The organism is Salegentibacter sp. T436, from assembly GCF_001932675.1.
In the GTDB taxonomy this organism is placed as follows: domain Bacteria; phylum Bacteroidota; class Bacteroidia; order Flavobacteriales; family Flavobacteriaceae; genus Salegentibacter; species Salegentibacter agarivorans.
The window spans coordinates 2,963,965-2,982,768 of sequence record NZ_CP012872.1 but is presented as its reverse complement, the minus strand read 5'-3'; the positions used below and the strand labels follow the sequence as shown (position 1 = coordinate 2,982,768).

Annotated in this window: 20 protein-coding genes; 14 read left to right on the top strand and 6 right to left on the bottom strand. The window is 35.6% G+C overall.

Annotation, left to right across the window (positions count from 1 at the left end; genetic code table 11):
* Nucleotides 1-22: 22 nt before the first annotated feature.
* A complete protein-coding gene (locus tag AO058_RS13075; RefSeq protein ID WP_075326983.1) occupies nt 23-433 on the bottom strand; it encodes a helix-turn-helix domain-containing protein in 411 nt (136 codons plus the stop codon).
* 278 nt (nt 434-711) lie between these two features.
* Between AO058_RS13075 and AO058_RS13070 the strand changes: the two genes are divergently transcribed.
* From AO058_RS13070 to AO058_RS13045, 6 genes are all read left to right on the top strand, one after another.
* Nucleotides 712-1,875 carry a M14 family zinc carboxypeptidase gene (locus AO058_RS13070; protein ID WP_075326982.1) on the top strand — a complete coding sequence of 388 codons (1,164 nt, stop codon included), beginning with the start codon at nt 712-714 and terminating at the stop codon, nt 1,873-1,875.
* A 75-nt stretch (nt 1,876-1,950) separates the two neighbouring features.
* Nucleotides 1,951-2,430 (top strand): Lrp/AsnC family transcriptional regulator, encoded by a 480-nt coding sequence (locus tag AO058_RS13065; RefSeq protein WP_075326981.1) that lies wholly within the window; start codon nt 1,951-1,953, stop codon nt 2,428-2,430.
* 95 nt (nt 2,431-2,525) lie between these two features.
* On the top strand, nt 2,526-5,099 hold the full coding sequence (locus AO058_RS13060; RefSeq protein WP_075326980.1) for a phosphoenolpyruvate carboxylase: 2,574 nt from the start codon (nt 2,526-2,528) through the stop codon (nt 5,097-5,099).
* A gap of 1 nt (nt 5,100) precedes the next feature.
* The gene (locus AO058_RS13055; RefSeq protein ID WP_075326979.1) at nt 5,101-5,622 is read left to right on the top strand and encodes a DinB family protein; all 522 of its coding nucleotides are present in this window, start codon (nt 5,101-5,103) and stop codon (nt 5,620-5,622) included.
* Complete coding sequence (locus tag AO058_RS13050) at nt 5,622-6,632, top strand: YihY/virulence factor BrkB family protein (RefSeq protein ID WP_075326978.1); 1,011 nt, start codon at nt 5,622-5,624, stop codon at nt 6,630-6,632. Before AO058_RS13055 ends, AO058_RS13050 begins: the two co-directional genes overlap by 1 nt.
* A 130-nt stretch (nt 6,633-6,762) precedes the next feature.
* Nucleotides 6,763-7,311 carry a type 1 glutamine amidotransferase domain-containing protein gene (locus AO058_RS13045; protein WP_075326977.1) on the top strand — a complete coding sequence of 183 codons (549 nt, stop codon included), beginning with the start codon at nt 6,763-6,765 and terminating at the stop codon, nt 7,309-7,311.
* 80 nt (nt 7,312-7,391) lie between these two features.
* Here AO058_RS13045 and AO058_RS13040 read toward each other — a convergent pair whose 3' ends face one another.
* Complete coding sequence (locus tag AO058_RS13040; protein ID WP_075326976.1) at nt 7,392-8,681, bottom strand: dipeptidase; 1,290 nt, start codon at nt 8,679-8,681, stop codon at nt 7,392-7,394.
* A gap of 140 nt (nt 8,682-8,821) precedes the next feature.
* Between AO058_RS13040 and AO058_RS13035 the strand changes: the two genes are divergently transcribed.
* Genes AO058_RS13035 through AO058_RS13025 form a run of 3 tightly spaced genes read left to right on the top strand, consistent with a single transcriptional unit; the run spans nt 8,822 to nt 12,173 of the window.
* Nucleotides 8,822-10,273, top strand: coding sequence for a RimK family protein (locus tag AO058_RS13035; protein WP_075326975.1), 1,452 nt, complete (start codon nt 8,822-8,824; stop codon nt 10,271-10,273).
* 2 nt (nt 10,274-10,275) lie between these two features.
* The gene (locus tag AO058_RS13030) at nt 10,276-11,496 is read left to right on the top strand and encodes a carboxylate-amine ligase (protein ID WP_075326974.1); all 1,221 of its coding nucleotides are present in this window, start codon (nt 10,276-10,278) and stop codon (nt 11,494-11,496) included.
* Nucleotides 11,493-12,173, top strand: a complete 681-nt coding sequence (locus AO058_RS13025) for an N-formylglutamate amidohydrolase (RefSeq protein WP_075326973.1) — start codon at nt 11,493-11,495, stop codon at nt 12,171-12,173. The genes AO058_RS13030 and AO058_RS13025 overlap by 4 nt, the downstream gene beginning before the upstream one ends.
* Nucleotides 12,174-12,325: 152 nt before the next feature.
* Here AO058_RS13025 and AO058_RS13020 read toward each other — a convergent pair whose 3' ends face one another.
* Together AO058_RS13020 and AO058_RS13015 are read right to left on the bottom strand one after the other, a co-directional pair.
* Entirely contained in the window at nt 12,326-12,739 is a 414-nt protein-coding gene (locus tag AO058_RS13020; RefSeq protein ID WP_075326972.1) for an OsmC family protein, read from the bottom strand.
* Between the two features lie 151 nt (nt 12,740-12,890).
* On the bottom strand, nt 12,891-13,322 hold the full coding sequence (locus AO058_RS13015; RefSeq protein ID WP_075327974.1) for an FKBP-type peptidyl-prolyl cis-trans isomerase: 432 nt from the start codon (nt 13,320-13,322) through the stop codon (nt 12,891-12,893).
* A gap of 284 nt (nt 13,323-13,606) precedes the next feature.
* Between AO058_RS13015 and AO058_RS13010 the strand changes: the two genes are divergently transcribed.
* The 3 genes from AO058_RS13010 to AO058_RS13000 are packed head-to-tail and all read left to right on the top strand — an operon-like array spanning nt 13,607 to nt 16,624.
* On the top strand, nt 13,607-15,073 hold the full coding sequence (locus tag AO058_RS13010) for a Gfo/Idh/MocA family protein (RefSeq protein ID WP_075326971.1): 1,467 nt from the start codon (nt 13,607-13,609) through the stop codon (nt 15,071-15,073).
* A 24-nt stretch (nt 15,074-15,097) separates the two neighbouring features.
* Nucleotides 15,098-15,547 (top strand): 3D domain-containing protein, encoded by a 450-nt coding sequence (locus tag AO058_RS13005; RefSeq protein WP_075326970.1) that lies wholly within the window; start codon nt 15,098-15,100, stop codon nt 15,545-15,547.
* 6 nt (nt 15,548-15,553) lie between these two features.
* Entirely contained in the window at nt 15,554-16,624 is a 1,071-nt protein-coding gene (locus tag AO058_RS13000; protein ID WP_075326969.1) for a transporter substrate-binding domain-containing protein, read from the top strand.
* Here the strand turns inward: AO058_RS13000 and AO058_RS18845 are convergent, their stop codons facing one another.
* Entirely contained in the window at nt 16,625-16,756 is a 132-nt protein-coding gene (locus tag AO058_RS18845) for a hypothetical protein (protein ID WP_257787182.1), read from the bottom strand.
* Between the two features lie 152 nt (nt 16,757-16,908).
* On the opposite strand from AO058_RS18845, the gene AO058_RS12995 reads away from it, so the two are divergent.
* Both AO058_RS12995 and AO058_RS18565 read left to right on the top strand, forming a co-directional pair.
* Complete coding sequence (locus AO058_RS12995) at nt 16,909-17,784, top strand: hypothetical protein (protein WP_075326968.1); 876 nt, start codon at nt 16,909-16,911, stop codon at nt 17,782-17,784.
* A gap of 62 nt (nt 17,785-17,846) precedes the next feature.
* On the top strand, nt 17,847-17,993 hold the full coding sequence (locus tag AO058_RS18565) for a hypothetical protein (protein ID WP_177195705.1): 147 nt from the start codon (nt 17,847-17,849) through the stop codon (nt 17,991-17,993).
* A 124-nt stretch (nt 17,994-18,117) separates the two neighbouring features.
* On the opposite strand, the gene AO058_RS12990 is transcribed toward AO058_RS18565, so the two are convergent.
* Nucleotides 18,118-18,762, bottom strand: coding sequence for a hypothetical protein (locus AO058_RS12990; protein ID WP_075326967.1), 645 nt, complete (start codon nt 18,760-18,762; stop codon nt 18,118-18,120).
* Nucleotides 18,763-18,804 lie beyond the last annotated feature (42 nt).

Sequence of the window (18,804 nt, the reverse complement as noted above, 5' to 3'; positions counted from 1 at the left end):
TAAACCTATTTTCCCCGGACTGTCAATTTTCAAAGGCCTCAAAAGTGCCATCTTCATAAAAAATAACAATTTTTCTAATGGGTTTACTTTTTCCTTGCTGCGGAAAAGGAAAAGGCATTTCACTTTTCTCCTGGATAGTATGTTCCAGTGGTGGTTGAGTTTTGCTAATTTCCTGTTTGGTCACAGGTGGAGGTGTGGGTTTTTCTGAAGGAGGAAAACTTCCTTTTCCGTTTAATAGCCAATACAATTCAACTTCAGGAAAAGACTTTACAACTTTCATCACAAAGTCTAAACTGGGTTTATTCCTACCCGATAAAATATGGGAAATAGAGGACCGTCCAACTTCAATTTTATCGGCAAAACCGGCGGCAGATAATTCATAAAACTCAAGGATTCTATGCAGGCGTTTAGAAAAATCTTCAGTGTTTACCATTGTGAATTATATTGGGTGTAATTAGTATTTACAAATGTAATCAAAGCTTAAATAGCCTGCAAATTACAATTGTAATTTATTTAATGCATTTAAACTCTAAGTTGATATAATATATATTAAATAACTAAAAATAAACATTTTATGTTTTAAAAATAAGTGCATAGGATTTATTCCATGTCGCGTGTATATTCAGTTGGACGAATGTTTACATGTGTAACAAACAAAAGTAATTTTAACTGTTTACAATTGTGAAATTTGTATTGTTTACTTTTGTAAACATGGAAAAATCAGCATTATTTACCCAGCTTTATAAAGACTACAATTCATTTAAAAACCAGGAAATTTCCGGTAGGTATATTAGGCAAAAAGACATTCAGTTTTTACTTGATAAATTGGGAGAAGAATTTTCGCTAAAAGAAATTGGAGCATCGGTTTTAGGAAAACCAATTCATAGTATTCAATTTGGTAAAGGGACAATTAAAATTCTTGCCTGGTCACAAATGCACGGCAATGAATCTACCACCACTAAAGCGGTTTTTGATCTTCTTAATTATATGAATAAGTATAAGGAGAGTGAATTGGTGAAATCTATTTTAAACAATTGCAGTTTTTGTATAATTCCAATGTTGAATCCAGACGGAGCAGAAGCCTACACCCGGGTTAACGCAAATAAAATAGACTTAAACAGGGATGCACAAGATTTAAGTCAGCCGGAAAGCCGGATTTTACGAGAACAATTCGATAATTTTCAACCTGATTTCTGTCTAAACCTACACGATCAACGCACTATTTTTAGCGCCGGGGATAAAGCAGAAGCAGCTGTTTTGTCGTTCCTAACGCCTTCTATGGATAAAGACAGGCAAATATTCTCATCCCGAATTAAAAGTATGCAGTTAATCGCTAAAATAGCTTCAGATCTTTCTGAATTACTTCCTGGAAGAATAGGAAGGTATGACGATGCTTTTAATATTAACTGTACGGGAGATACTTTTCAAAGTACTAAAACACCAACCATTCTTTTTGAAGCCGGGCATTTTCCCAAAGATTACCAGCGCGAAGAAAGCAGGAAATATGTGTTTTTGGCTTTAATTTCGGTTTTAAAAGGAATAAGTGAAGAAAGTTTTAAAGACATAGATTATCGCGATTACGAGAATATTCCCGAAAACAAAAAATTGTTCAACGATATTATTTTAAGGGAGGCAAAAACCGAAAGTGGAGTAGTAGATATCGCTATACAATATAAAGAGGGGGTGAAAGAGGAAAAAGTGATGTTTTTACCGGAAATAGAAAAAATAGAACCAAAAATTGACAAGTTCGCACATAAAGAATTCTATTGTGAGAATAAAAAAATTAAAATTAATGGGGAATCTAAGCTTATCGAAAACGTTGTAGTTAATAAAATCACTCTAAATGATGTAGAATTACCTCTTAAATGTGAATAATTCTCAAAAACCTTAGCAATTATTCAAGGATTTTGTATTAATTTTGAATTTCATATAAATAAAGAAATTTAAAAAATGGCCAAGTTTAAATTAGACGAAACAGATCACCAGATTCTCGATATGTTAATTGAGAATACCAGGACTCCATTTACCGATATAGCGAAGAAACTGCTAATATCGGCGGGAACGGTTCATGTAAGGGTTAAAAAAATGGAAGAAGCAGGTATTATAAAAGGCTCTTCTTTAACTCTAGATTATAAGAAACTGGGTTATGCGTTTATTGCCTACGTAGGCGTATTCCTTAAGAATACTTCTCAAACCAAGTTTGTATTAGAACGCAGTAACGAAATTCCTTTCGTTACTGTTGCTCACGTGACTACAGGTAAATTTAATGTGTTTTGTAAAATTAGAGCACGTAATACCCAACATGCTAAAGAAGTAATCTTTCAATTAGACGATATTGAAGGAGTGTACAGAACAGAAACTATGATTTCTCTAGAAGAGAGCTTAAATGATAAAAAACGTTTAATGCACTCTATTTTTCAGGATATGTAAATAAGCCTAAACTTATTATAAAAACCCTTTAGGCTTCCGTGTTTAAAGGGTTTTTTTATAACTTTAAATTTAATCTTAATCAACTAAAATTAATTATGCACAGAGAACCAAAACTAGAACGTTTTAATGAAAGCGTACTTTCAAAATATCAGGTTTATAACAGTATATTTTTAACGCTGCCTTTTGACGATATTAGTAAAACAGGATCGCTGCTGCCTCTTTTTCAGGAAATTTGTGAAGCAGGCTTTAAGGAAAACAAAAACCCTTCAGAAATTATTGAAAGCTTCTTCAGTAAATATCAGGATGATCCTTCAGAAGAACATCAAATCAGTTTACTTTTCAGGTTTATTCAATATATAGAAAGACAGGTAGTGCTTTTTGATGCTATTGAAGATGCATCTTTTCCTATAGTAAACAATATGGATGGCCGCGGAACCCTTAGAAATGTAAAAGAGGAAGCCGAAGCTAAAGACAAAACACCGGAGCTGCGGGAATATTTGAAGCGTTTTAATGTAAGGCCAACTTTAACTGCCCACCCAACACAATTTTATCCGGGAGCCGTTTTAGGAATAATCACCGATTTGGATAAAGCTATTCAGAAAAATGATATTACACTTATTAAAAAATTACTGGCTCAACTTGGCAAAACCCCGTTTTTCAAAAAAGAGAAGCCAACTCCTTACGATGAAGCTGTAAGTTTGATCTGGTATTTTGAGAATGTTTTCTACCAAAGTGTAAGTAAGATTTATAATTATATTCAGCAGAATATTTTTGATGGTGAAGATATTGGTAACCAGGTAATCAATTTGGGATTTTGGCCCGGTGGAGACCGTGATGGTAACCCATTTGTAACTACTGAAATTACTTTAAAAGTAGCACAAAGGTTAAGAAGTACTATTTTGATGAACTATTACCGCGACATTAGAAAACTGAAGAGAAGGGTAACCTTTAGCGAAGTAGACGCGATTATTTCTGAAATAGAAACTCCGCTATATCAAAGTGCAATATCCAAGACCGGAAAGATTAAAATGTCACTTGAAGACTTCAAGTCTAAATTGCATAAAATCAAAGATATAGTTGAAAATAAACACCAGGGATTATTTGTTGAAGAGATTGATGATCTTATTAACAAAGCAAATATCTTTGGGTATCATTTTGCTACTTTAGATATACGCCAGGATTCTGGGAAACACGCTGAAGTTTTAGAGGAAATTATTAAAACCCAGCCAAATTTATTGCCTAAAAACTATGCTTCGCTTTCTAACGAAGAACAAATAGAAGCGCTTACAAAGGTTGAAGGTAATATAGATCTTGAAAGTTATGAAGACGGTATCACCAAATCTACACTTTCCTCAATATATGCAATGCAGGAAATTCAGAGTAAAAATGGAGAAAATGGGGCTAATAGATATATAATTAGCCACAGTGAAGTACCGCAAAGTATTTTAGAGCCTTTTGCATTTTTGAGAATGTGCGGCTGGAATAAACCAACTGTAGATATTATTCCTCTTTTTGAAACTGTACCAGATTTAAAAGCTTCTCCAGATGTAATGGAGACTTTATATAACAATCCAGTTTACCGTGAGCATTTAAAAAGTAGAGGAAACAAGCAAACCATAATGCTTGGTTTTAGTGACGGTACTAAAGATGGTGGTTATTTAATGGCCAACTGGAGTATTTATAAAGCCAAGGAAATGCTAACCGAGGTTTCCAGGAGATATGACATAAAAGTTGTATTCTTTGATGGTAGAGGAGGACCACCGGCACGTGGTGGTGGAAAAACCCACCAATTCTATGCATCTCTTGGTTCTGGAATTGAAAATGAAGAAATCCAGTTAACTGTACAGGGGCAAACCATTAGTTCTAATTTTGGAACTCGTGATTCTTGTAGATATAATCTGGAACAACTGCTTAGTTCTGGGGTTTCTAACGAAATATTTAGCAAAGGAAAAAATCAGTTAACCGATGAAGATCGGGAAACAATGACGCATCTTGCTGAGATAAGTTACGAAACCTACACCAATTTTAAACAACACGAAAAGTTTATCCCGTATTTGGAAAAAATGAGTACTTTAAAATATTACTCAAAAACCAATATTGGTAGTAGACCATCTAAAAGAAATAAGGATGCTAAACTTAACCTGAACGATCTAAGAGCCATCCCATTTGTAGGAAGCTGGAGTCAATTAAAACAAAATGTTCCGGGATTCTTTGGGGTAGGTACAGCTTTAGAGAAGTTTGAGCAAGCTGGCGAGTTTGACAAAGTTCAGCAGCTTTATAAAAATTCGGTATTCTTTAAAACCTTATTGGAGAATTCTATGATGAGTCTTACCAAGTCTTTCTTTACGCTAACCGCTTATATGGAGCAGGATAAGGAATTCGGAGATTTTTGGAAGATTATTTATGCTGAATATAAGCGTACCCACGCCATGCTTTTAAAAGTAACTGGATATGATGAGCTTATGGAAAATCAGCCGGCCGGTAGAGCGTCAATTCAGGCACGTGAAAGAATTGTTTTGCCATTGCTAACCATTCAGCAACACGCGCTTAGAAAAGTTCAGGAACTTCAGGAACAAGGCGAAAGTGCCGGTAAAATGCTTGAAGTTTATGAGAAAATGGTAACGCGTTCCCTTTACGGAAATATTAACGCAAGTAGAAATTCTGCTTAAAATGATAGCAAAAAACCTAAATTATAACGAGTACAATGCGTACTACGACAGATATTTACAAAAAATCCCCGGCAATTTAGAGCTGGGGATTTTACTTCTTGAAAACAGAGAAGAGTTCCTGGGATTATTAGATACGATAAAACTAGAAGACCTTAGTTATAGCTATGCTGAAGGTAAATGGACCGTTGCTGAAGTAATTCAGCATATTATAGATGTAGAACGAATTTTTCAATACAGATCGCTTACACTCGCGAGAGAACCGGAAATTAAATTACCGGGTTTTGATCACGAAGCTTATGTTCCTGCCAGCGCTGCAAAACTGCGAAGTTTAAAAAGTCTCAAAAAGGAATTTAAAGCAGTTAGAAATGCTGGGATTTCGCTTTACCAAAGTTTTTCAAAAGAAATGTTGTTAAGCCAGGGATTTGTTAGCGGAAGTTCTACCAGTTGCAGAGCATTGGGCTTTATTACTGCGGGCCATACCAAACATCATATTGAAATTTTTAAAGAGAAATATCAGATTTAATGAAATTCCTCAAAACTACCTGGTCACTTTTTAAACAGGCCTACATAAGCTGGAATAGGAACGAACCCTATGCGCGTAGCGCCACCATAGCTTATTATGCCTTGTTTTCTTTACCTTCTTTATTAATTATTGTGGTAACCATCGCCGGGTATTTTTTTGAACAGGAAGCCGTACAGGGAAGGTTAACTTCTGAGATTAGTGGTTTTGTAGGGCAGGAGCCGGCAGATGCTATAGAAAACATGATTGCGAGTGCCGCTCTGGCCACCGAATCTACCTGGGCAATTATATTTGGAATAGGAATGTTGCTTTTTGGTGCTACCGGGGTGTTTTTTCAGCTTAAAATGGCCATGAATAATATTTGGAATGTAGCGGCCAAACAAACCGATTTCCTTAGAATTTTATTAGATAGACTTATCTCCTTTGGAATGGTAATGGTAATAGGTCTTTTACTTTTGCTCTCCCTCGTTATTTCAGCATTAATTCGAATTTTAAAAGATGAAATTGAACAATATGCACCTCAGGTAACCGCGTTTATGGTAGAGGCTGTAAATTTTGGTATATCATTTCTCGTGATAACCACTTTATTTGCTGCCATTTTCAAGTTACTACCTGATATTAAATTACGCTGGAGAATCACTTATTTAGGAGCCGCGGTAACTACTATTTTATTCCTTGTTGGTGAAGCCTTAATAAGTTTCTACTTCGGTAAAAGTGAACCGGCATCGGTATACGGCGGGGCTTCTTCGGTAGTGTTAATTCTACTCTGGGTTTATTATACCTGTCTTATTTTATTTTTTGGTGCCGAATTTACCGTACAATACGCCCTGCTTAAAAATGAAAGAGTAGTCCCCAATAAGTATGGAGAACCCGCAATTTACCAGGAACTGGAAAAATTACAACAAAAGCGCACCCAATTAGAGGAAGAAAAGGAAATTATAGATACGCTTAAAAATAATATGAACTGGGAGAAAAACCGAGAAAATGAGCAAATGACTAAAAATAAAAAATAGCCTCATTTTAAACAGTTTTAAGAGAATTAATAAAGTTTAACTTTAACCGGGTTTTCTTTTATAAAGACCTTAGCACACTCTCCCTTAAACAAATTTTATCTTTGATTGAACCAAAAAAGAAGACGAAATTATGGAAAAGAGAATAGCAATTTTAGCTACAAACGGATTTGAAAAGAGTGAATTATTTTCACCAAAAGAGGCTTTAGAAAACGAAGGTTTTAAAGTAGATATAGTAAGCCTTGAAAAAGGAAAAATTAAAGGCTGGGAAGGAACTGACTGGTCTGGAGAAATAGATGTTGATCGCAGCATAAATGAGGTAAGCGCTAAAGAATATAATGCTTTAGTACTTCCCGGTGGAGTGATTAACCCAGATCAATTAAGAAGACATGACGAAGTTTTAGTTTTTGTGCGTGACTTCTTTAAACAAAGCAAGCCTGTAGGCGCAATTTGCCACGCAGCCTGGACTTTAATTAATGCAGAAGTTGTAGAAGGTCGAACAATGACTTCTTTTAACTCTATTAAAAAAGACCTGGAAAATGCAGGAGCACTTTGGGTAGATAAAGAAGTAGTTGTAGACGAAGCTTTTGTAACTTCCAGAAATCCTGACGATCTACCGGCGTTTAACGCTAAAATGATTGAAGAGATTAAAGAAGGTAAACACGATTTACAGCACGCATAATTCTAAATTTAAGAGTTTAGAATTAAAAAGCCTGTAAGGAATATTCCTTACAGGCTTTTTTCATGCTAGTATTTTAGGATTTATGCTTTTTTAAGTTCTGCAGCTACGGCATCAACTTCATCCATCACTCTTAGTAAATTTTCTCCCCAAAGCTTAGCGATTTCCGCTTCGGTATAACCGCGTTTTACCAATTCTTTGGTAATGTTTAAAGTTTCTGAAGCATCCTGCCAGCCGTCAATTCCGCCGCCACCATCAAAATCTGAGCTAATTCCTACGTGCTCAATTCCAATTAAATCTACCATATAGTCTATATGATCTACAAAATCTGAAACTCCTACAGGTTCAATTTTTTGTTTTAATAGTTCAACTTCAGGTGCTGCTGCAGCTCGTACTTTTTGAAAATCGGCGTAGTAAGTATTTCTATCTTCATTGCTTAAAGCCCTTACAGCATCGCGTGGCAAAACTTCAAAACTCATTTCTTCAGCCTTTTTCTCATAAACTTTATCGCTTGCTTTATTAAATGCCTGGGTTTTTTCGGTATCTACATAAGCACTGAAAGCAACGGTTTGAACAACCCCGCCGTGTTCTTTAAATAACATTAGAAGTTCATCATCTAAATTTCGACTATGGTTGCAAAGTTGACGAGCAGAGGAGTGGGAAGCGATAAGCGGTGCTTTAGAAAGCTCAAACATTTGTTTTATAGCTTCTTTTGAAGGATGCGAAACATCTATCATCATTCCCAGTCGATTCATTTCTGCAATCACTTCTTTCCCTAAATTACTAAGACCGTTGTGCAACCATTCATCATTTTCCTCACCGGTATTAGAATCACTTAACTGGCTATGTCCCTGGTGAGAAAGTGACATATACCTGGCACCAAGATCGTAGAACTTCTCAACATTTTCAATATCTTTTCCTATAGGATATCCATTTTCTACCCCAATCATCGCTACTTTTTTTCCTTCAGAAGTTAATTTTCGCACTTCTTCAGAGTTGGTGGCCAAACCTATTTGATTTGGAGCAAAATCTTTAACGAGTTTATGAATAGCATCAAACTTGCTCATTGCATTTTTATACGCATTTTTAAAACCTTCACCATCAAGCTCATCCTGGCCGGTATAAACAATAAACCAGGCCACATCGAGTCCGCCCGCTTCCATTTTGGGCAGCGTTACCTGGTTTTCAAGATCCATAGTATAATTTCTTTCCTCAGTGAAATTATTGATATTAATATCGGCGTGGGTATCTATGGTGATTACCTTTTCGTGAATTTCTTTAGCTTTTTCCAGTAAAGCATCATCGCTATTTTGTTGGGCTACTACCAGATTTCCCGTGAAAATTAGCGCAAGACTAAGAAGATTTAATTTCATATATATGGGTTTCCATTTTTATTGAAGCCCTGAAATTACTAATAAAAATTAAAGAAATAAATTGAATGACTTATTTTGATAAAATTCATTCAAAACGTATTTAATTTTCTCCTACATTTGATAGAATTTTCAATTTCTAAATGAATAAATATATAATTGTAAACCACCCTGAAAAGTGGAAGTTAAAACTGGATAATGTTGAGATAATTTCAGCGCAATCTTATCTAACCAATCCGGAGTTTGCTAAGCTAAAAAATGCAAGGATTTTCAACCTCTGCAAAGATTATTCTTATCAGTCAAAAGGTTATTACGTCTCACTTTTAGCCGAAGCTCGCGGGCATTTGGCAATTCCTACGGTAAAAAATATCGTTGATTTACGAGAGCCGAAACTGGTAAAAATAGTTTCAGAAGAGTTTGACAATTTAATGCAAACCAGCTTAAAAAGTATAAAATCACAGGAATTTACCCTTAGTATATATTTTGGGCAAAACGTAGCGCAAAAATATAAAGAGTTGAGTGCGATGTTTCACCGCCATTTTCAAATTCCGTTTTTACGGGTAAAATTCAATTATACCACAAAATGGAATATAAAAAGTATTAAAGCTATTTCTGAAGCCGAAATACCTGAGGATCACTTAGAAAGTATGTACGATTTTGCGGCGCAATATTTTGCTAAAAAACGTTACGACACTCCTCGTGCAAATACTACGGAATATGATTTGGCAATTTTAGTACAGCCAGACGATCCCGCCCCGCCCAGTAATGCCAAAGCATTAAAGAAATTCGTAGAAATTGCTGAAAAAATGGATTTCTATGTAGAAATAATTGCTCCTAAAGATCTTTCGCGTTTATCTGCTTTTGATGCTTTGTTTATAAGGCAAAGTACCGAAGTAAATAATGAAGCTTATGCCTTTGCAAGAAAAGCCCAGCAGGAAGGTATCGCCATCATAGATTACCCAGATGCTATTCTGAAATGTTGCAACAAAGTTTATATGGCCGAGGCTTTAGAAAATGCCAATATTCCAACTCCAAAAACGGTGATAATTCATAAAGAAAATAAAGATAAAGTTCTTGAAATTACCGGATTGCCGGTAGTTTTAAAATCTCCCGATTCTACTTTTTCTTTCGGAGTGAAAAAAGCAACAACCCCGGCAGAATATCATGAACTGGTTACTATGATGCTTAAAAAATCGGAATTAGTGATTGCGCAGGAATTTTCACCATCAGAATACGATTGGCGAATAGGAATTCTGGATAATAAACCTTTTTATGCCTGTAGATATTATATGGCAAAAGGCCATTGGCAAATCTACAACTGGGACGCTAAAGAAAAAGATGACCAGGACGGAAATGCAGATTGCTTACCTATAGAAAAGGTTCCAAAGAAAATATTAGAAGCTGCATTAAAATCGGCTAAATTAATGGGGAAAGGACTTTACGGCATAGATATCAAAGAAGTAGGAGGAAAGCCGCTTGTTATTGAAATTAATGATAATCCGAATATCGACTTTGGTGTAGAAGACGGGTACTATGGGGAACAGGTTTATATGGAGATCATTTCGGCATTAAAAGAAAGATTAGAAAAGAAGTAATTATGAAATATCATCTTTTTGAAGTTTTTGGAATTGAACTGGAATATATGCTTGTAGATACGTCCAGTTTTAAGGTAAATCCAATTGTAGACCAACTTTTTATTAGTAAAAATGGGGAAATTACCTCAGATATTGAAAATGGAGAAATTGAATGGAGCAACGAATTAGTGGCTCACGTTGTAGAATTAAAAACCAATGGTCCAACCGGAGATATAGAAAATCTAGATCTTCTTTTTGCTGAAAATATTAAAGAAGTAAATCTTTTGCTAAAGGAGAAGAACACCAGGCTTTTACCTTCGGCAGCCCATCCTTTAATGAATCCCGTTACTGAAACCGAATTGTGGAAACACAGTTCCAGTAAAATATACGCACTTTATAATAGAATTTTTGATTGCAGCGGCCACGGCTGGAGCAATGTGCAAAGTATGCATATAAACCTTCCGTTTTTTGATGATACTGAATTTGAAAAACTGCACGCTGCAGTGCGTTTACTTTTACCTATAATCCCTGCTTTAAGTGCCAGTTCTCCTATTTTTGAAGGAAAAGATACCGGTTTTAAAGATGCCAGGATGCAGGTATATAAAACCAATCAAAAGGAAATTCCGGAGATGACGGGAAAAGTTATTCCGGAACAGGTTTTTTCTAAAGACGATTATTACAAAACCATTTTTGAACCGATTAATAAAAAGATCAAACCGCACGATACAGAAAATATCCTGGATCATCACTTTTTGAATTCCCGTGGAGCTATTGCTCGTTTTGATAGAAATGCAATAGAAATTCGCGTAATAGACGTTCAGGAATGTCCAAAAGCCGATATGGCAATTGCTATTTTTATTATTGAATGTTTGAAATTGCTGGTTAGCGAAGATTTGATTGCTATTAGTAAACAGAAAAAATGGCACGAGAATGATCTTTTTGAAATATTTGATGCCGTAATAAAGGACGCCGAAAATACTAAAATCAGTAACAAAGAATATCTTAAGATCTTCGGACTTTCACAAACCATTGAAATTAAAGAGATCTGGCGGATTTTGTTTTCAAAAGTGAAAAGAAATATTGCAGAAAAACAACAGGAAAGCATAAAGTTTCTACTGAATAATGGAAGTCTTTCAACCCGTATTTTAAAGGCCTTAGGTGATGATTTTTCAGATGAAAATATTCAAAAAACCTATTTTAAGCTAGCCGATTGTCTTGAAGAAAATAAATTCTTTAAGCCGTGAAACTGGTCTTAACCTGCGAACACGCTTTTAATACAATTCCGCAGGAATATCAAAATTTATTTACTAATGCCATGGAAACTCTGGAATCACACCGTGGCTATGATCCCGGTGCCTTAGATCTGTTTAAGGAGCTAAAGGACTTATCCGATTTTTCATTTTATCACGAAACGGGGCGTTTGTTAGTGGAAGTAAATAGATCTAAAGGGCATTCTAATTTGTTTTCTGCATTCACTAAAAATTTATCAGGAAAGCAGAAAAATGAAATTTTAACTCAATACTATTTTCCATATCGAGATTCGGTAGAAAAGCAAATTTCAAGTATAATAGAAAAAGGGGAGAAGGTACTACATTTTTCGGTGCACACGTTTACTCCAAAATTAGACGAAGAGATTAGAAATACAGATATTGGGCTACTTTACGATCCGTCAAGGAGTGAAGAAAAAGAATTCAGTAAAAAATTTAAGCAGAATATAAAGAATCAAAATCCTGAATTAAAGATCAGATTTAATTATCCTTATTTGGGGAAAGCAGATGGGTTTACTACTTATTTACGTAAAAAATTCCATGAAAATTATTTGGGAATTGAATTGGAAGTAAACCAGAAATTTGTGCCGCAAAACAAAATGGAATATAGGATTAAAAATGCAGTGTTTATAGCATTAAAAGAGGTTGGCTAAAAGTTTTTTTACTCGTCATCCTGAAATTGTTTCAGGATCTAAGATGTTAGAAAAACATATATTAGAAACTGAACAAGTTAAGCTTGACGAAAGTAGACTTTTAGCCAACCCCATATATTCATTTATTCCATCTTTTAGGAATATTTCAGAATCTATTGAATCAATTCAGATTCTAAAGTGATCTCGGTATTGAGTAATTTAGAAATTGGGCAATTATCTTTAGCATCTTTGGCTATTTTTTCAAATTGTGTTTTCTCAATTCCTTTTACTTTCGCTTTTAAAATTAAGTGCGACTTTTTCACAGCACCATCTGCAAAAGTAATCTCAGATTTAGTTTCTAATTTATCTGGCTCAAAACCTTCTTCAGTAAGATTAGCCGAAAGCTGCATGGTAAAACACCCGGCATGGGCCGCACCAATAAGTTCTTCTGGATTGGTACCAATTCCATCTTCAAACCTGGTTTTAAAAGAATATTGCGATTCTTTTAAAACACCACTTTCGGTGCTTACTGTGCCTTTACCTTCTTTAAGATTCCCTTTCCAAACTGCGGTTCCATTTCTTTTCATAATAATACTTTTTGTTGATTTCTTCCTAAGATAAAGATGATTGTACCCAACCTCAAATTATTATCAAAACCTTAACCTAAAGCTTAAAATTTAATAAATAAAAAAGCCCGAAACCATTAGGCTTCGGGCTTTCTATATAAGTTAAAAAAACTTATTTGATCTCTACTACTTCAAGATCAAATACCAGGTCTTTTCCTGCTAGTGGGTGGTTTCCATCTACCACTATAGTTTCATCTTTCACATCTTTAACCACAAGGTTCATTTCCTGGCCATCAGGGCTTTTAGAAACAAGTCCCATTCCTACTTCAGGCTTAATTTCTTCTGGAAGTTGGCTCTTTTGAACTTCTTGCACAAGCTCTTCTCTTGGCTCTCCGTAAGCTTCTTCTTTAGGAATATTTATGGTTTTCTTTTCGTTCACTTTCATATCGATAAGGCCTTTTTCAAAACCAGGGATAAGCTGTCCTTGTCCCATAGTAAATTCTATAGGCTCACCTCTCTCTACCGAGCTGTCAAAAACCTGCCCGTCAGCCAGTTTACCTGTGTAATGTACCTTTACCGTGTCATTTGCTTTTACTTGACTCATAATGTTGTTTTTCGAAATTATAATGGGCTTTATTAACAATCTGCCCGTTAAAGAGTGCAAAGGTACAGTTATAAAATCCGCTTCCAAATTATGACCCCTTTAATCCGGAAATCTTTTAAAAATCTTAACATTTGCCAGAGAGATTTATTTTGAAATCATACACTCTGAAAGACAGGGGCTTAATATTTAAATTGGAATTCCCAGAATAAGTAAATACATTTATTAACTCAAAATTTAGAAATATTTTAATAAGCTTAACCCTCTTAACTTAAATCCTGAAACACATGAAAAAAGATGAAACCCCTAAATCTAATTCCAGAAGAAGTTTTTTAAAAACAACTGCCTTGGCCACGGCGGGAATTAGTATTATTCCGCGGCACGTAATGGGAGGGCCCGGTTTTTTAGCCCCAAGTGATAAGCTGGTAATTGCCGGAATTGGAGTAGGAGGAAAAGGGGAAAGTGATATTAATAGCTTTCACCAATCTGGGAAAGCCGATATTGGTTTTTTGTGTGATGTTGATAAAAAAAGGGCGGCACGCTCTATAGCCCGTTTCCCAAAAGCTAAGTTTTATACCGATTACAGGGAAATGCTAGAGAAAGAAGCCAAAAATATAGATGCAGTTTCCATTTCTACGCCAGATCACGGCCACGCAATACAGGCAATGGCAGCTATGGAATTAGGTAAACCGGTGTATGTTCAAAAACCACTTACTCACGATATTTATGAAGCCAGGCAATTAACTGAAGCTGCTAAAAAATATGAAGTGGTGACCCAAATGGGAAATCAGGGAGCTTCTGGCGACGGAGTTAGAAAAATGCGAGAATGGTATGATGCCGACCTTATAGGAAAAGTACATACGGTTTATGTGTGGACAGATAGACCTGTATGGCCACAGGGAATTCCGTGGCCCAAAGGAAAAACCACTTCGGTTCCTGAAGGTTTAGACTGGGATCTATGGTTAAATACCGCACCGTATAAAAATTATATTGAAGGATTAGTTCCGTTTAACTGGCGTGGCTGGTGGGATTATGGTACCGGGGCACTTGGCGATATGGGTTGCCATCTAATTGAAGCGCCTTACCGTGTTTTAGGCCTTGGCCATCCAAAAGATGTACAATGTAGTGTAGGAAGCGTTTATGTAGATGAATTTCAAAGAGGTTATTTCCCCGAAAGTTGCCCACCTTCCAGCCACGCAGTAATGACCTTCCCAAAAACCGAAAAAACCAGTGAAGATGTTACTTTACATTGGATGGACGGTGGAATTAAACCAAAGAGACCGGAAGAACTTGGACCAAACGAAACTTTTGGCGATGGTGGAAACGGCGTATTATTTATTGGAGATAAAGGAAAAATGATGTGTGGTACCTATGGTAGAAATCCACGTTTATTGCCAACTTCAAAAACCGACGAAGTAAATGTTGCTGAGAAATATGACCGCGTTCCCGGTGGGGAAGAAGGCCATTATGCACAATGGGTAGAAGGCGCAATTGCCGGCTACGGAAAAAAAGAACTGAGTTCTCCTTTTGAAATTGCAGGACCGCTAACTGAAACTTTACTAATTGCCAATTTAGCTATTAGAGGCTACGATGTTAGAAATGAAAAGATGCGTGATAATGGAGATAAATATTTTGAATATCCCGGGCGTGATATAAAAATGCTCTGGAATTCAGAAGAAATGAGAGTTACTAATTTTGACGAAGCCAATCAATTTGTACGTAGAGATTATCGTGATGGCTGGAAGTTAAGCTAGAATAAGAATTTAAAATTATAAGTTATGAAAGCCGGAATAATAGTTTTTTTAATAATTATTTATTTCGGCTTTATAGCTTGTAATTTTAATGATAAAAATTCCGAAGAACCATCTACAGTCTGGGACACCCTGGAAGTTACAGCTTCGGCCTATAATTCCCTTAGCTGGCAAACTGGCGCCGGTGGTGCTAATATTACTGCGTGGGGAGATACTTTAAAACCAGGTTTAAGAGCAATCGCTGTTTCCCGGGATTTAATTAAAAAAGGCTTAGACCATAATACGCCGATTAAAATTGAAGGTTTTGACAGCATTTTCCTGGTGAAAGATAAAATGCATTACCGCTGGAAGAATAAAATTGACATCTATATGGATAAAGATGTACAAAAAGCCAGGGAATTTGGAAGGAAAAAATTAAAGATTTACTATGAGGTCCCGGTAGATTCAATTTCAAAGAATAGAAACATAAAAGAATAACTCTTAATGATTAAAAAATACTTTTTTCTATTTATCTTATTAATTTCAAGTTTCAGTTTTAATGCCCAGCAAGCCTCAGATAGTCTTGATCTCAACAAAACCTTTGTAATTGGGGTTACACCAACTCCTCCTTTTGTTATGAACGAAAACGGTGAATACGCCGGACTGAGCATTGATGCGTGGGATTTGGTAAATGATGAGCTGGATTTTAATTACGAGTTTAAAGAATTTGCTTCTCTTGGCGAATTATTAATTGCTATTGAAAATAACGAAGTAGATTTCAGTATTAATCCCGTTACGGTGACCGATAATAGGATGCAGCGAATGGATTTTTCCCAACCATATTTCATATCTCATACCGGTGTGGCCAAAAGGAGCGAATCTCAGGTTTTTAGTTATTTAGCCAATTTATTTAGCTGGAATTTTATTTCAGCAATACTTATTCTGTTAGCCGTAATTTTCGTTTTCGGCTTTTTGGTTTGGATTTTTGAACGTAAAAAGAATGCCGAAGAATTTGGCGGTGGTTCTCGTGGAATCCTGGAAGGTTTCTGGTGGAGTGCTGTTACAATGACAACAGTGGGTTACGGTGATAAATCGCCCAGAACTACCGGCGGACGTATAATTGGCTTAATCTGGATGTTTATGGCCATAATTATTATTTCCAGTTTAACGGCTGGAATAGCATCATCACTTACCGTTCAAACAATGAACGATGAAATCACCGGCGTTCAGGATTTATCTAAATTTGAAGTTACCAGTGTAAAAAGTAGTAGCGCCCAGGAACTACTAAACCTTTATAATATTCAGCATACCGAGGTAATTAGTGAAAAAGAAGGAATAGAACTTTTAGAAAATAAAGAAACAAAGCTTTTTGTTTACGATGAACCTATTCTGCGTTACGAATTAAAAAGAAGAGGCTTAGAAAATGATATTGAAGTTCTCCCCAAAACCCTGAAAAAGGATTATTACGGGTATAGTTTTCCTAAAAATTCAGCTCTATTGAATAAAATTGATCCTGTTCTCATTGGAGTAATGAAAACAATGGAATGGAATACTATTATGGCAGAGTACGAATAACTATCCGAGCCCAAGGTAACCAAGAATAATCCAAAGGATTATAAATACCACGATAATTCCTATACACCCGCAGCCGCCGCCAAGTTTTTTGGCGCCCCAACCGGCAAGTATAGCCCTAATGATATTTTTCATAATTGATAATTTATAGGTTAAGTAGCTCTAATTTAGCTGAAATCGAATTTCAAAATTTAGAATTAGGAAATATTTAGCAGCATATTAGTACAAACCTTAAAAATTCTAAAGATTTCTATTTTGTATCTTTATAAAAACTAACAAAAAATATTATGAAATTAAATTCTATTAAAATACTTCTTTTAAGCGTGTTTATTAGTAGTGGCCTTTATGCCCAAAGTACATCTGCCACTTTAATAAAAAAGGTAGAAGGTTTTAGCCATCCCGAATCTGTGGTTTTTAACGAAGCAAAAAATGAGTATTATATTTCAAATATGGCCGATAACGAAGCCGGAGACGGATTTATTTCCAGGGTTTCTGCTGATGGAGAAATAATCGACTTAAAATGGATAGATGGTTTAAAAGACCCAAAAGGTTTACTGATAAAAGAGGATAAGGTATATGTTACCAATAATACCGAACTTATAGAAATTAGTATTGAAAAATCAGAAATCACAAAGCGAATTGAAGTTGAGGACGCAAAGTCTCTAAATGATATTACTATAGATGCGGTTGGTAATATTTTTATTTCAGATTCTGGGAAAAGTGCTATTTATTTAATGCCCGGCGATTCAGCTAATATGATGATTCCCGACAATAAGAAAGGAGAAATTATTGAATATTTAAATACTACAAGGTTAGAATATGTAAACGGACTTTACGCACATAAAGATCATCTGTATGCTGCTGCCTGGGGGGAAAACTCCGACGGTAATTTCCTGAAAATTGATATGGATACACGCGAGATCGAAAAAGTATCTAAAGAAGGAATTGGCAATTTAGACGGCGTTCAACCGGTTGGTGATGATGCATTCTATATTTCAGATTGGGCTACCGGTACAATTTATCTTATTAAGAAAGACGGGGAACTTAAAGAAGTATTAACTTCAGAAAAAAGCTCTGGAGATATTTTATTTGATGCTGAAAAAAATCAGTTGGTTTTACCTATGAATTTTCAGAATTCCGTTTGGTGGTACCAGCTTCAATAATTTAAGAATACCTTATCATTCTTAAATTCTGGATATATTAATTTTGAAGAAAAACTAACCAAATGGAATTTAAAAAAGACGACGAAGAAAAAGATTATATTTTAAAAGACAATAAGAAAACTAATTTCGGTATCGGTTTTATTATTACCATTTTACTTATTCTTATAGTAGCGGTAGTGATCTCTGGTTTTTACTTTGAATTTTGGTAATGGGGATAACAAACCGTCTAACTGAAGGTTTCTCCTTATAAAATTTTGAATGGGGTAACCACCCCTTTTTTCCGCAAAGCTGAATTCATTCCCTCCCCTCCTTTGAAAGGAGGGGAGCTTTTATCTACTTCTTAATCTCATTAATCAATAAAAACGCCTGGTTTACATATTCCTTTTCTAAGAAAAGCGCGAAATAATTTGAGGTTGAGATCATTTCAAAAATTGGTATTCCTTCGTAGGCAAGAAGCTTAAAGAGATAAAAATAGAGGCCTACAAATTGCGAACTGTTTTTTGGCAGCGCAATGGTAATAGAAGAAAGTTCTTCTTTAATAGAAACCCGTCTCTCGTTTCTAAAGCAATCTTCAACAAGATTTGTAAGGCTGGAGGACACCAAAATATTACTTTCCTGGTAATTGCTGGAATAATTAAGGTAAACCCCGGTTTGATCTTTTACCGCATCCAGTAATTTAGCTTTATTAGCAATAATTGTATTAGAGTTTAAGAAAGTATATTCGGTAATGCCGGAGCGGACTACTATATCTCCCAGTTCCCGTAAATGCTGCATATTAATCTTGGTTCGGCGGGGAGCATAGCGTCTTAACGCCATTATAATTGAACCCTGTTTTACAGGTTTCCGCATTTCTTTTTCTACCTGCGGCTGGATGTCTTCCGCGAGTCCGCTAAAATTTACTATATCCCGGGCAATGGCATCATCCAAAAAGGGTTGGTGTCTAATTATATCGTGAACACAGGTAGTAATCGTCTTCATTGTTAAATATTGTACATTTTGTGCAAATGTATATAAATTGAT